Genomic DNA, 14,951 nt, shown 5'->3' with positions numbered 1-14,951 from the left:
TCAAATTCACATTCTAAAATAGACCACTTTATATTTTTTCCTGCTTATTTTCTTTTTACTTTTGTGCCTTGTAATTCCTACGCTAGTTGGCGTTAACTTAAATTAGAATTATGTTACAAGTTACCTTTATTAAAGCGCATAAAGAAGATATCATTACACGTTTGGCAAAACGAAATATTGATGCTACGGAAATGATCAATGATGCGATCGCTTTGGACGAAGACCGAAAAGGAATTCAAACATCTTTGGACAACACCAAAGCAGAATCTAACGCTCTCTCTAAAGAAATTGGTAACTTATTTAAAACTGGCGAAGTACAGAAAGCAAATCTTTTAAAGGAAAAAACAACCCAATTAAAAGACACTATCAAAAATTTTGAACAGGAACTCAATGATAAGGTCGACGCCTTGGCGGAATTATTATATAAAATTCCCAATGTACCAAATCCTATAGTGCCCGCAGGAAATACGGATGAAGACAATGAGGAAACCTTTAGGGAAGGCGACATCCCAAAACTACATGATGAAGCTTTACCTCATTGGGAATTAGCAAAAAAATACAACATCATAGATTTTGAATTGGGAAACAAAATCACAGGTGCTGGTTTTCCCGTTTATATTGGTAAAGGTGCCAGATTACAACGCGCACTAATTGCTTACTTTTTAGATAAAAACACAGCTGCTGGTTACACCGAATACCAAGTGCCGCATTTGGTAAATGAAGCCTCTGGTTTTGGAACTGGGCAATTGCCAGACAAGGAAGGACAAATGTATCATGTTACAGCAGATAACCTATATTTAATCCCAACCGCAGAAGTACCTGCTACCAATATTTTTAGGGATACACTCTTAAATGAGAGTGATTTACCAATAACAATTACAGGTTATACACCATGTTTTAGACGTGAAGCAGGAAGTTATGGCGCACACGTTCGTGGCCTGAACCGTTTACATCAATTTGATAAAGTTGAAATCCTGCGCGTTGAGCATCCTGATAATTCTTATCAAGCTTTAGATAGCATGGTAAATCATGTTAAAGGTATATTGAAGGAGTTAAAATTACCTTATAGAATTCTAAGATTATGTGGTGGCGATTTAGGCTTTACCTCGGCACTAACCTACGATTTCGAAGTATTCTCAACGGCTCAAGATCGTTGGTTGGAAGTCTCTTCAGTTTCTAATTTTGAGACTTTTCAAGCTAATCGTTTAAAATTACGTTTTAAAAACAGTGACGGTAAAAACGAATTATGCCACACACTTAACGGAAGTGCTTTGGCTTTACCAAGAATTTTAGCAGGCATTTTAGAAAACTACCAAACGGAAGATGGTATAAAAATCCCTGACGTTTTAGTGCCATATACGGGTTTTGAAATGATTTCTTAGAGCAGTCATTTTAACTCGTATTTCATCCTATTTGTTAAAAATTAATGCACTTCAACGATTTTTTTGGTATTTCTTCGTTTTATTTGAAATAATTTTAGAAGTTAGCACTCCCAAACAAGAATAACCTAATTATGAAAAATTTAAAACGAATTGTTTTACTCGTTTCCTTAATTGTAATGGTAAGCAAAGTTTTGTTTTAAAAATTCAAAAAAATAAAACAAAACCAAGACAGAATAACTGAATCATATTTTACATAAATAATGGTTAATAGCACATTTATTTTGCTGGTCAAAATGCCTAGACGTAAGTTTAGGCATTTTTTTATGGTTATTTTCACAATATCTACATGACGCATTTGTTATATTTACAGCTATCTCGATAATAACAATACTTATGCAACAGCGATTTTTAATTTTACTCTTATTATTAGGATTCTATTCTGGTTTCGCACAAAACAGCGAAGCTCAGGCAGAAAGCTATTATAAAAAAGGGGAATTTAAAAAAGCACTCATTATCTATGAAAATCTAATTAAAGAAAAACCATACAACTATAATTATATTGATAAGTTGGTGGATATCCATCAACAATTAGAGCAATATAATGAAGCGGAAAAAATCATCACAGATCGCTTAAGAAAAAACCCAAATCCTGTTATGGTCGTTGTTTTGGGATATAATTTCCAACTTCAAGACAGTATAAATAATGCCAATAAATTGTATGAAGAAGCGATAGCTTACACAGATCAACAACCTAATTACATCTATACCATTGCCAAAAAATTCGAAGATTATTCACTCCAAGATCAAGCTATTCGACTTTATGAAAAAGGAAAACTTTTAACACCTGATAGAGACTATAGCATTCAATTGGCTCGTATATATGGTGACCAAGGTAATATTGAAAAAATGTTTGAAAACTATATTGAGTATATCGATTTCAAACCCAATTACCTCAACAATATTAAGCGTGCCATCAGTGATTTCATTTCCGAAAATAAGGATAATGAAAGCAATATTTATTTAAGAAGAGCTTTGTTAAAAAAATTACAGCAAGAACCTAAACCGTATTGGTACGAAATGCTGAGCTGGTTGTATGTTCAAGAAAAAGCGTATACTAAATCATTTATTCAAGAAAAAGCACTTTACAAACGTAATCCGGAAAGTTTGGATCGAATTATAGAGCTAGCCACAACGGCAAGAAAAGACAATGATGACGAAACTGCAAAGGCCATTTTCAATTATATTTTAGATACCACACAAGACCAAACAACGGCGTTAACTGCCCATCAGTATATTTTAGAAATCGACACTAAAAACGCAGATGAAAAAACCCTAAAACAAATTGACAGAAGGTACCAAAATCTGTTTGCCGAATTTGGGAAATCGCAACTAAGTATTCCCTTGCAATTAGCCTATGGAAAATTTTTGGCTTTTGACCTAAAGGATACTAAAACGGCGACTAGTTTCCTAAAAGAGAGTTTAAAATTACCTATCTCAAATTACAGACAAGCTAAAATTAAGTTACTCTTAGCTGATATTTTAGTGCTTCAGGAAAAGTTTAATGAAGCTTTAATCTTCTATTCTCAAATTCAGGCTGAACTAAAGAACAGCACCATTGCACAAGAAGCGCGATTTAAGGTCGCCAAAACCAGTTATTACAAAGGCGATTTTGACTGGGCAGAATCACAACTCAAAATCCTGAAATCCTCAACTTCACAATTGATTGCCAATGACGCATTGGACTTAAAACTATTGATTACAGACAATAAATTTGAAGACAGTCTTCATACCTCATTAAAATTATATGCTAAAGCAGATTTGTATGCTTTTCAGAATAAAACCGATGATGCTATTTCACTTTTAGACAAAATTTTAGAGGAGCATAAAGGCGAAAGCATTACCGACCAAACACTTTACCGACAGGCAAAACTATTCGAACAGAAGAAACAATACATAAAAGCCGAAGCCAATTATCTAGAAATTATAAAAGATTACGGCGACGATATTTTAGCTGATGATGCACATTTTTACTTAGCAGAATTATACAACACACATTTGGCAGAACCAGAAGAAGCCCAGCAACTCTACGAAAAAATAATTTTTGAGCATCAAGACAGTATCTATTTTATTGAAGCTCGTAAGAAGTTTAGAATGTTACGAGGCGATTCAATAAACTAAATTTCAATGCACTGTTTTAGAAATTGGTGTTTTAAAATTGAATATTAAACCATATGATTATATACAACGTTACCCTAAATATAGACAAAAGCGTCCACCAAGAATGGCTAGAATGGATAAAAGAACACATTCCGCAAGTATTGGCCACAGGAAAATTTAAAGAAGCCAAACTAACCAAAGTGCTGGTCGAAGATGATGAAGCAGAAACTTATTCTGTACAATACAGAGCACATTCCAGAGAAGCATTGGATTCGTATTACGCAGAACATGCAGAAAATTTAAAACAAGATGGACTGAAACGTTTTGGAGATAAAGTGTTGTCTTTTAGAACCGAGTTAGAAGTTGTTGATGAATATTCGGTGGCGTTCAAATAAGTGCCTCTCGCAAAAACACAGAGCCACAAAGCCAATCTGTGCGCCATAGATTTCAACACGATAATCCGTTTTTATACAATAAGGCGAACAAACGTTTTCTTGTTTCATAATTTTTTTATACGCAATGCTTTGCACCTTCGCTGCCAAAAGCTTTCGGTATTCCAAGAAATAAACAAAAAATCCATGATTCTCCATAGGGCTCTATGTATCTTTGCGTAAACCGCTTTGAGCCTTTGCGCCTTTGCGAGAATGAATAATTCATGTCAGTAAAAGCAAAAAAACACCTAGGACAACATTTTTTAACCGACGAATCTATTGCCCAAGACATCGCAGATAGCTTAACTTATAAAGGCTACAATGACGTTTTGGAAATTGGGCCAGGAATGGGCGTCTTAACCAAATATTTGCTCAAAAAGAATATTACCACACACGTCATAGAAATAGACACAGAATCCGTTGATTATTTAAAAAACAACTACCTAAATCTTGCCGACAGAATCATAGAAAAAGATTTCTTAAAATACGATTTAAATCTCGTTTTTAAAGACAAGCCCTTTGCTATCATAGGAAATTTCCCCTATAATATTTCCTCTCAAATTTTATTTAAAACCTTAGAATTAAGAGATCAAATACCAGAATTTTCTGGTATGTTTCAAAAAGAAGTTGCCATGCGGATCTGCTCTAAAGAGGGCTCAAAAGTTTACGGTATTTTATCTGTTTTGACTCAAGCTTTTTATGATGCCAACTATTTGTTCACGGTACCACCTACGGTTTTTAATCCACCACCGAAAGTAGATTCTGGTGTGTTATTTCTCAAAAGAAAAGAAAATTACACGTTGCCATGTGACGAAAAATTATTCTTCAGAGTCGTAAAAACTGGTTTTCAACAACGCAGAAAAACGTTGAGAAACAGTTTAAAAACCTTTAATCTGTCGGATAATTTAAAAGCAAGTACTATATTTGGGCAGCGACCAGAGCAATTGAGTGTTTCACAATTTATTGAACTGACCTCGCTAATTGAAAATGATGAAAATTAATTAATATAATTGCGAACATAGCGTAGCTGTGAGTCTCTTATTAATGAGATTGCCACGTCCTTCGTCCTCGCAATGACAGAAACAAACGCGTGGAAGACATCCAAGAAAACATACCATTTCAGCTCACTGATGAACTCATTGAAAAGGTTGAGGTCTTTGTCGAAGACCAAAACGACAAAGAACTTAAGGCCTTATTAAATGAATATCACCATGCGGATATTGCCGAAATTCTTGATGACTTAGATCTTGATGATGCCGTTTATGTCATTAAACTTCTCGACTCTGAAACCACCTCAGAAATCCTTATGGAACTCGATGAGGATATTAGGGAAAAAGTACTCGAAAATCTTTCCAATAAAGAAATTGCCGAAGAAATTGAGGAGTTAGACACGGATGATGCAGCAGATATGATTGCTGAACTTCCAGAAGAACGGCAAAGTAAAGTCATCTCACAAATTGAAGACGACGAACATCGAGAAGAAATACAAGAACTTTTAGCTTACGATGAGGATACTGCTGGTGGACTTATGGCAAAAGAACTTGTAAAAGTCTATGAAACTTGGACGGTTGCTGGTTGTTTACGTAGAATTAGAGGTCAGGCAAAAGATGTTACGAGAGTGCATTCTGTTTACGTTGTAGATAAACAAGACAAACTGATTGGCAGACTATCACTTAAAGATTTAATCACATCCAAAAGCGACCAAAAAATTGCAGATATCGCTAAAGACAATGTGGATTGGGTAAACGTTCACGATGATGTGGAAGATGTTGCCAAGGTTATGGCTAAATACGATTTGGAAGCAATTCCTGTAGTCGATAATAATCAAATTTTGTTGGGTAGAATTACCATTGATGATATTATAGATGTCATCCGTGAAGAAGCCGATAAGGATTACCAATTAGCAGCTGGTATTTCCCAAGATGTAGAAGCCGATGATAGTATTTTACAGCTCACAAGAGCGCGTTTGCCGTGGTTATTTCTTGGTTTGGTTGGTGGCGTTGGAGCTTTTTTAATTATGGAAGGTTTCCATGATGCCTTCGAAAAATATGCTGTACTATTCTTTTTTACACCATTAATTGCGGCAATGGCTGGTAATGTTGGTGTACAATCGAGCGCCATAATTGTACAAGGTTTGGCAAATGATGATATAAAGGGAAGTGTAAACAACAGATTAGTTAAGGAAATGCTTCTTGCGGCACTAAATGGTACCATTTTAGCTTTATTTCTATTCCTTTTCGTGTGGGTAACTAAAGGCGATTTTTACACGGCCTTAGCCATATCTGTTTCGCTAATTGCTGTTATTATTGTCGCTGGACTCATCGGGACTTTTGTGCCTTTATTCTTGGATAAAAGAGGCATTGACCCAGCAATCGCTACAGGACCTTTTATTACGACGAGCAATGACATATTCGGAATATTGATTTATTTCTGGATTGCAAAATTGATTTTAGGAATTTAGAATTTTTTGGGCGTTACTCTACTTCGCTATTAAACTTTTATGGTCGTTTTCAACTAAAAGGAAAGCTACGTAGAGTCGGGCTTTCCGTTGCAATCTTTTGCAAAAAGGCAAAAGGATTTCCACTGCAATCCCTAACGCATTCACGATCTTAACGAGTTCTAATAATAAACTATCACTAACCACTAACAAATCTTCGAAAATTTACTTCATGCAAAGACCTCACAGGTTTCAAAAAACTGTGAGGTCTAAAAAACTAAAATCCATTCAACTGCGAAGCAATCATGAATTCAATAATCTCGAATCATTATCTTACGAGTAATCCTTAATACAAAACTTCGTAACTTTGAGATATGAAACCCATTAACATCACAGAAAAATTTACCAAATTCAGCAAAAACTGGCATCCACATCAAATCGCTGTGGTTGACGATATGCAAGTGATTTTGGCTAAATTAAAAGGGGAATTTGTCTGGCATAGCCATGATCATGAAGATGAATTATTTCAAGTTATAAAAGGCACTTTATATATGCAATTTAGAGATAGAACTGAAGTTATAAATGAAGGCGAGATAATCGTAGTTCCAAAAGGTGTAGAACACAATCCAACAACAAAAAATGATGAAGAAGTTCACGTACTCTTATTTGAAAAATTGAGCACAGCCCATACAGGAGATGTTGATCATGAATTAACACAAACGGCATATCCTAAGATATAACAAAACCAAAATAGACCTTTAAAGTTCTAAAAAACAAAAAGGTTTTAATTTTAAAGAGATACCTGCTTTCGCAGCATAAGCATGAAAATACTACACCTAGATTCAAATCACCCACTACTCATAAATCAACTCAATGATTTAGGATTTACCAATCACGAAGATTACTCGTCTTCAAAATCTGAAATCGAAGCTAAAATTGGAGATTATGATGGATTAATTATCCGAAGTCGATTCTCCATAGACAAATCCTTTTTAGATGCTGCCAAAAATCTCAAATTTATAGGTCGTGTTGGTGCTGGCTTGGAAAATATAGATTGTGATTATGCCAAAAGAAAAGGTATACATCTTATTTCTGCACCAGAAGGCAACCGAAATGCGGTAGGCGAACACACTTTAGGTATGTTGTTGTCACTTTTCAATAAACTCAATAAAGCCGATAGAGAAGTTAGACAAGGCAAATGGTTAAGAGAAGACAACAGAGGATTGGAATTAGACGGCAAAACCGTTGGTCTTATTGGTTATGGCAATATGGGAAAGGCCTTCGCAAAAAAATTAAGAGGGTTTGATGTAGAAGTCTTATGCCATGATATAAAAACAGATTTAGGAGATGCTAATGCCAAACAAGTCATTCTTGAAGAGTTAAAAGCCAAAGCAGATGTTTTAAGTTTGCACACACCACAAACAAAACTAACCTTAAACATGGTCAATTCAGACTTTATAAGCGGTTTTAAAAAACCCTTTTGGTTGATTAATACGGCTCGTGGCAAAAGCGTAGTTACAGAGGATTTGGTTTCCGCATTAAAAACCGGGAAAATTTTAGGAGCAGGACTCGATGTTTTAGAATATGAAAAAAAGTCTTTTGAAAATTTGTTTAATAAATCAAATAAGAATGAAGACATGCCTGAAGCCTTTCAATATTTAATAAAATCAGAAAACGTTTTGCTTACACCTCATGTTGCTGGTTGGACTTTTGAAAGCAACATTAAACTGGCCCAAACAATTGTTGATAAAATTGAAACCTTTTCCAAGTCTTTACACTAAGATTTTCTAATCATTGCAATAGTTTATTAGGGCAAGCAAGTATATTTATAAAAGTAAATCATGAAAAATGCTAGTGTGTTTTATTTTCAATTTCCCAATGGGAAAAAAATTCGTGGAAATAAATTGGTTTATAATATATTGTTGGAGCATTTAAAATAAAGCTTTTCGCCACGAATACACGAATTCAATCGTTCATGGAATTCACGAAGTAAATAATTGGCTATCCATTTCACTAATGAAAAAGACTTTCCGTCTATCAAAAAAATATTCGTGTATTAGTGGCGAAAAAAATTCACGTTTTTATTTTTGTCTAAGTTATTTTAAGCCTAAAATCATATTATTCTCTCAATTTCAAAAAATAAAAGTACCTTGTAAGCATGACCGTTTCACAAAATAAAAATACACAAACTACCTACGACACCATTATTGTTGGTGCAGGAGTTGGTGGATTATCCGCAGCCATATGCCTTGCCAGAGCAGGACAAAAAGTTTTGGTACTAGAGCAACACGATGTTCCTGGAGGTTGGTGCCATAGTTTTTATCTCAATGGCTATAGGTTTACACCAGGCGTACATTATGTTGGTTTATTGGAACAAGGACAATCTACAAGTGAACTTTATGAAGGGTTGGGAATTGCCAACGATATTGCTTTTTACAGAATGAATCCCAAAGGATTTGAACATTGCTGGATAGCAAACGAACGCTTCGATTATCCTGCAAATTTTGAAGATTTTAAAACCGCATTAATCGAACGTTTTCCTCATGAGAAAAAAGGGATTATCAAATATTTGACCTTAGTTAAAAACGTTGGACGGCAGTTACAGCTCATTCCAAAAGTAAGAGGACTTTGGCAACAAATAACTATTCCTTTTCGAACCAAACACATGGGTAAATATGCACCATTTAGCTTAAAACGTGTAATCAATTGGCATGTAAAAGATCCCTTGTTGCAGAGTATTCTAAATGTTCAGTTTGGTGATCATGGATTACCACCTTCCCAGGCCAGTTTTGTAATGCATGCTGCCATTATGGATCATTATTCTTCTGGTGGATTTTACCCCATGGGAGGAGGTGGTGCTATTGTAAAAGCCATGACCAATAAGATCAAAGAGTTCGATGGAAAAGTACAAACGAGTACATCTGTAAAGCGGGTTTTAATAGAAGGCGATAAAAAGAAAAAAGCGGTTGGAGTAGAACTAGAATCTGGCGAACAAATTTTTGCAGATCGAGTGGTCTCTAATGCTGATCCTGGGATTACCTATTTCAACCTCATCGGAAAAGAAAATCTAAGTAATAAACTACTTAAAAAACTGAATAAAACCAAGTATTCCTGCACCTCAATAATGCTGTTTTTAACGGTTGATATGGATATAAAAAAAGCCGGTTTAGACTCAGGAAACATCTGGCTATTGTCCAATACGGATTACGATGCTATTTATGATGATATGCAAAACAAGGATATTCTGGAAGGCGAAGAATTTTCGGGCATGTTTATCAGTTGCACAACCTTGAAAGATCCTATAAGTTTTGATGGCAGATATCACACCTTGGAAGTCATCACCTATATTAATTACGACAGTTTTGCTGCTTTTAAAGATGAAAAAGAAGAACGATCGGAAGCTTACTTAGAATTTAAGGAACAAATTATTCAAAAGTTTTTAAGAAGTTTGGAAAAAGTGGTTCCAGGAATTACAGCAAGTATTGTGCATAAAGAATTGGGCACACCAATAACCAATGAATTTTACATTAATTCCACAGACGGCAATGTTTACGGGACCGAAAAAAGTCTGAGACATATTGGGCCTTTTGCTTATAAAATGAAAAGCGAAATAGAAAATTTCTATTTGTGTGGTGCGAGTACGGTATCGCATGGAGTCGCTGGCGCAAGTTATTCTGGAGCACAAACTGCTGCTGCCATTTTAGGATGCAGACAGGACGATTTAATTAAACCAGACGAGAATCAACATTTACGCATTTTTGATGCTGAAGATGATACCAATTATCCGGATTGGATGCAAAAGAAAATCGAACTTAAAAAAGCCAAACTCGCTTCTAAGGATGTTTTTGCTGAGGCGGATAAATAACACTTTCATAAATAAATTTTGCAAATTTTATACCATGAAAAAAACCATTCTTGTTTTTGGATTGTTAGTTTTAGCACTTTTACTATTATTTCAATTTAGTAAATACACCATAATAAGTGGAAATATGCAAATTGAATATATGATGTCCATAATTGCCATTGCATTCCTAGGCATTGGGCTATTCATAAATAAAACAACTCAGAAAAAATATCCTGTTTCTAATCAGAAAATCGACTTAAAAAAAGTCGAAGAATTAGGCTTAAGTAAACGTGAATATGAAGTACTAAAGGAAGTTTCACTTGGATTATCAAATCATGAGATCGCTGAAAAATTATACGTATCAGAAAGTACCATAAAAACCCATGTTTCGAATCTTTTAGTAAAGCTAAATGCGAAGCGACGCACGCAAGCCATTCAAATTTCAAAAAGTCTAAATATCATTTAATTTATTAGCTTTACAACTAAAGTATGAGTGGATTGGTACTTTAGTATGAGTGTTTTTCCCTGCCTTCTTTCTACTTTTGACCAATGAATCAAAGCATAAATTAAAATGAAGAACACAGTAATTAAATACGGCCTCTATGCATTATTAAGTGGGTTTGTACTATTTGGATTACCATTTCTATTTGGAATGGGAGTTAACTTTGAATACGGAGAGCTTATAGGTTACACCTCTATGGTGCTCTCTTTGTTATTTGTCCATTTCGGAATTAAACACTATCGTGATAAAGTAAATGATGGCAAGGTGTCTTTAGGAAAGGCTATCGGAATTGGCATGTTAATCGCTTTATTTTCAGCCATTGGAGTAGCTGTTTTTGATTATACATATACAACTCAAATAAATCCCGATTTTGCAAAGGAGTACCTCGCATATTCCTTAAATAAAATGGAAGCGAATTTATCACCAGAAGAATTTAAAAGTGAAAGTGCCAACTTAATTCAACAGATGAAAGATTATGGCAGTCCTAGTCTTATGGCATTTATGATGTTTACAACAGTTATGATTTTAGGATTTATCATATCTTTAATCTCAGGCTTAATTTTACAACGAAAAAACTAATATAACAATGACATCAGAAGCAACAACACCAGAGGACTATATTGCACAACTTCCCGAAGAGAGAAAGGCACCAATAATCAAATTAAATGATCTCATTAAAAAACACATGCCTAAAGGTCTAGAAGCTGGAATGGGTTACGGAATGCTAGCTTACTATGTTCCTAAATCCATTTATCCAGATGGTTATCATTGTAAACCGTTTCCACCTTTGCCTTTTATAAATCTAGCATCTCAAAAAAACTTTATCGCCCTTTATCATTCTGGTATGTACGCAAAAAAAGAATTGCACGATTGGTTTGTTGCCGAATACCCAAAGCACTGTAAATACAAGTTAGACATGGGGAAAAGTTGTGTGCGATTTAAAAAAATGGATGATATTCCTTATGATTTAATCAAAGAATTAATGGGAAAAATGTCCGTGGAAGAGTGGATTGACATTTATGAAAATGCTATTAAGAAATAATAGAAACACAATTTGAAAAAGCTTTAATAAGAACAACTCTACAGTTGAATTTAAGATTGTCCACTTGAGGGGACTTTAGGGGTGTTATTTCTTAAATTTCAGTTAATTGGATTAGAAAATAAATACCGCAAAATTAAATGAACAGATTCCCTTTTTCAAGGGAACAAAAATAAAATTTTAATGAAAAAAAGAGTCACAGGAATTGGTGGGTTATTCTTTAAAACCAAAGACCCAAAAGCAGCAAAAGATTGGTATAAAAAACATTTAGGATTTAATACGGACAATTATGGTTGCACCTTTTGGTGGAAAGACAAAGAAGGAAACGATTCCTCTACCCAATGGAGTCCGTTTGCCGGAGAGACCAAATATTTCGAGCCTTCTAAAAAAGACTTTATGTTTAACTATAGAGTTGAAAACCTCAAGGAATTGCTGGCAACCTTGAAAGAAGAAGGTGTAACCATTGTAGGAGATATGGAAGAATACGATTATGGTAAATTTGGTTGGATACTTGATAACGATGGTAATAAGATAGAACTTTGGGAACCTATAGATAGTGCTTTTCAATAAAATTGATGGTTAGACCTCTTATTATGTCTTGAAGCTTAAGCTAAATTTTTCTATTTTCAAAGGTGATTAACAGATGTTTTATTCTAATTATTATTGTTTAGGTGATACAATTATATTGTTTCGATAAGGTGTTGATTCGTAAAAATTTACAATAAAACTAAATAAGCTGGTTAACAATATTTTACTAACTTTATAGTCTAACCAAAAACTAATAAAATGTCAGATGATACTAAAGATTTAGGCGACGATCTTAACGATATGTTAGACGATGCCAAGGATAGCGCAAGAAAGGCTGGTGATAAAATTAGCCAAAAAGCAAATGAATTTTCAGACGATGCTAAAGACTTTAGTCGTGATGCTAAAAAAGCGGCTGATGATTTTAGCAACGACGCCAAAGAAGTATTCAGTGATGGTAAAAACGTAGCCATCATTGCTCACATTACTATTATTGGATGGATTATTGCTCTTGTAATGAATAGCAGTAACAAAACCGAGTTTGGTTCTTTTTATATAAGACAGATGCTTGGACTCTGTCTTATTGGTATAGCTTTAGGCTGGATTCCTATTATAGGTTTTATTGTGGGTCTGGTATTAATCGTAGCTTGGATTATGAGCTTAATTGCTGCACTTGGTGGCGAGATGAAACCAACTTTTTTACTTGGCAAACAGTTCCAAGACTGGTTCAAAGCTTTATAAACATATCAAAACCCAAAATTAATTTTTTGGGTTTTTTATTGATTTTGATGTTTTATTTATCATCATTATTATCCATAAACTTACGTTCCAATTCTGCCTGAAATTCTTCCATTACAGGCCTAACCGTACTTTCTGGTAAGTCCGCAATTTTAATATACATTAAACCATCAACCGCATTATTAAATAACGGATCCACGTTAAATGCTACGAGTTTAGCATTTTGTTTAATATACTTTTTAAGCAAAACAGGCAGTCGTAATGCGCCTGGTTCTACCTCATCAATTATCTTGTCAAATTTGTTTAAATCAGCTTCAGTTTCATCAAAGACAAATTCTTTATCGGCATCTTTAAGTTTTACCTTGAATTCCTTTTTTGGATGTACATATTGCGCCACATAAGGATCATAATAATGGGATTTCATAAACTCAATCATCAAACTTTTAGAAAAGTTAGAAAACTGATTGCTTATACTGACGCCTCCAATTAAATATTTGTGTTCTGGATAACGCAAAGTGGTGTGCACAATACCTTTCCAAAGTAGAAATAAAGGCATTGGTTTTTGTTGGTATTCCTTTATGATAAACGCACGGCCCATTTCTATGGATTGGCTCATCATTTTATGTAATTCAGGCTCAAAACGAAACAAATCCTGTAAATAAAATCCATTGATACCAAAACGTTCAAAAATTTGCGAACCTATACCCATCCTATAAGCGCCTGCAATGACATTTTTTTCATTATCCCATAAAAACATATGATGGTAATACGTATCAAATTTATCCAAATCAATAGCTTCATTCGTCCCTTCTCCTACTTCCCTAAAAGTGATTTCCCTAAGTCTTCCTATTTCCCTCAAGATATTTGGAATGTGTTTTGGTGGTGCTAAAAACACTTCGTAATTTTTACTTTCCAAAAGCCTGAAGTCACTTACCCTAAGCTTGTCCAACTCAGCAATCATAATTTTTGGCGCTATTGGCGTCACAATGCGTTTAGGCATTTTTGCCACTTTTAATTGGGATTGAATATTATCTAAAATCTTAGGTTTGTCTTCAAAAGTGTTAGACAACATATAGGTTTTTCGTCTCAAAAATTCTGAAAACTCTTTAAGACTTGGATGTTCATTTTGGTCTTTTAAAGAAATGGCCTTACCTACTCTCACTTTAATCACACGTCGCTTTTGTGTCAATAATTCTGAAGGCAGTTTTGCCGTTCTCAATGTATCGTTGACTTTGGAAAGTCTATAAAATAAGCGACTATTTTTAGCATGAAAATAAATAGGCACAACAGGCACTTCAGCTTTCTGAATCAATTTCATTGCGGCTGCTTCCCACTCTTTGTCAACCATCAATTTTCCATCTCTATAAGTAGAAACCTCTCCTGCCGGAAATACACCTAAGGGATGCCCTTCCCTTAAATGCATAATGGCATTCTTAAAACCCGTAATATTACTTTTAACATCCTTTCGTTCTTCAAAAGGGTTTACGGGCATGATATAGGGTTTTATAGGTTCAATACGATGCAATAAAAAATTAGCGATAATCTTAAAATCACTACGTTGTTCTAACATTAATTTCAACAATAGCACACCATCAATTCCACCAAGCGGATGATTTGAAATAGTGATGTAAGGCCCTTCTTTAGGCAGACGTTTCATGTCTTCTTCTGGAATTTCGAACTTAATCTGAAAATCATCCAAAATGGTATCTAAGAATTCTGGGCCAGGAAGATGTTTCCTTTTTTGGTACATTTTGTTTAAGGTCGTTATCTTAAGCACTTTCATTAATGTCCAGCCAAAAAAAGTACCCAAAAAGCCATACTTATCAGCATTAATTGCCTTCGCGACTTCTTTTGCGGTTACCAAACCAGTTTCAGACGATTTACCCATAAAACAAA

The 14,951-nt window shown here is 34.6% G+C and carries 14 protein-coding genes; 13 read left to right on the top strand and 1 reads right to left on the bottom strand.

The features are described from left to right. Positions 1–110 precede the first annotated feature (110 nt). The 13 genes from serS (at position 111) to HM990_RS00260 (ending at position 13,058) form a co-directional block, all read left to right on the top strand. Positions 111–1,382 (top strand): serine--tRNA ligase, encoded by a 1,272-nt coding sequence (serS, locus tag HM990_RS00320; protein ID WP_178987053.1) that lies wholly within the window; start codon positions 111–113, stop codon positions 1,380–1,382. Between the two features lie 393 nt (positions 1,383–1,775). Next, positions 1,776–3,560, top strand: a complete 1,785-nt coding sequence (locus HM990_RS00315) for a tetratricopeptide repeat protein (protein ID WP_178987052.1) — start codon at positions 1,776–1,778, stop codon at positions 3,558–3,560. A gap of 53 nt (positions 3,561–3,613) precedes the next feature. Then, complete coding sequence (locus HM990_RS00310) at positions 3,614–3,934, top strand: DUF4286 family protein (protein ID WP_178987051.1); 321 nt, start codon at positions 3,614–3,616, stop codon at positions 3,932–3,934. A 260-nt stretch (positions 3,935–4,194) separates the two neighbouring features. Then, entirely contained in the window at positions 4,195–4,971 is a 777-nt protein-coding gene (gene rsmA / locus HM990_RS00305) for a 16S rRNA (adenine(1518)-N(6)/adenine(1519)-N(6))-dimethyltransferase RsmA (RefSeq protein ID WP_178987050.1), read from the top strand. Between the two features lie 89 nt (positions 4,972–5,060). After that, positions 5,061–6,431 (top strand): magnesium transporter, encoded by a 1,371-nt coding sequence (mgtE, locus tag HM990_RS00300; protein ID WP_229719331.1) that lies wholly within the window; start codon positions 5,061–5,063, stop codon positions 6,429–6,431. A gap of 350 nt (positions 6,432–6,781) precedes the next feature. Next, positions 6,782–7,147 carry a cupin domain-containing protein gene (locus tag HM990_RS00295; protein ID WP_178987049.1) on the top strand — a complete coding sequence of 122 codons (366 nt, stop codon included), beginning with the start codon at positions 6,782–6,784 and terminating at the stop codon, positions 7,145–7,147. Positions 7,148–7,228: 81 nt separating this feature from the next. Then, positions 7,229–8,188, top strand: a complete 960-nt coding sequence (locus HM990_RS00290) for a 2-hydroxyacid dehydrogenase (RefSeq protein WP_178987048.1) — start codon at positions 7,229–7,231, stop codon at positions 8,186–8,188. A 377-nt stretch (positions 8,189–8,565) separates the two neighbouring features. Beyond that, positions 8,566–10,272 (top strand): phytoene desaturase family protein, encoded by a 1,707-nt coding sequence (locus HM990_RS00285; protein WP_178987047.1) that lies wholly within the window; start codon positions 8,566–8,568, stop codon positions 10,270–10,272. 34 nt (positions 10,273–10,306) lie between these two features. Continuing rightward, positions 10,307–10,717 (top strand): response regulator transcription factor, encoded by a 411-nt coding sequence (locus HM990_RS19950; RefSeq protein ID WP_178987046.1) that lies wholly within the window; start codon positions 10,307–10,309, stop codon positions 10,715–10,717. Between the two features lie 105 nt (positions 10,718–10,822). Continuing rightward, complete coding sequence (locus HM990_RS00275) at positions 10,823–11,332, top strand: DUF4199 domain-containing protein (protein ID WP_178987045.1); 510 nt, start codon at positions 10,823–10,825, stop codon at positions 11,330–11,332. Positions 11,333–11,339: 7 nt separating this feature from the next. After that, positions 11,340–11,795: a DUF1801 domain-containing protein gene (locus HM990_RS00270; protein ID WP_178987044.1), complete on the top strand. Its 456-nt coding sequence runs from the start codon at positions 11,340–11,342 to the stop codon at positions 11,793–11,795. Positions 11,796–11,975: 180 nt separating this feature from the next. Further along, positions 11,976–12,362, top strand: a complete 387-nt coding sequence (locus HM990_RS00265; protein ID WP_178987043.1) for a VOC family protein — start codon at positions 11,976–11,978, stop codon at positions 12,360–12,362. Positions 12,363–12,578: 216 nt separating this feature from the next. Next, positions 12,579–13,058, top strand: coding sequence for a YtxH domain-containing protein (locus tag HM990_RS00260; protein WP_178987042.1), 480 nt, complete (start codon positions 12,579–12,581; stop codon positions 13,056–13,058). A gap of 52 nt (positions 13,059–13,110) precedes the next feature. On the opposite strand, the gene HM990_RS00255 is transcribed toward HM990_RS00260, so the two are convergent. Further along, the gene (locus tag HM990_RS00255) at positions 13,111–14,943 is read right to left on the bottom strand and encodes a GNAT family N-acyltransferase (protein ID WP_178987041.1); all 1,833 of its coding nucleotides are present in this window, start codon (positions 14,941–14,943) and stop codon (positions 13,111–13,113) included. Positions 14,944–14,951: the final 8 nt, after the last annotated feature.

It is taken from the genome of Winogradskyella schleiferi (assembly GCF_013394655.1).
GTDB lineage: Bacteria > Bacteroidota > Bacteroidia > Flavobacteriales > Flavobacteriaceae > Winogradskyella > Winogradskyella schleiferi.
The sequence above is the reverse complement of the archived record's forward strand: the minus strand, read 5'-3'. Positions and strand labels throughout refer to the sequence as shown.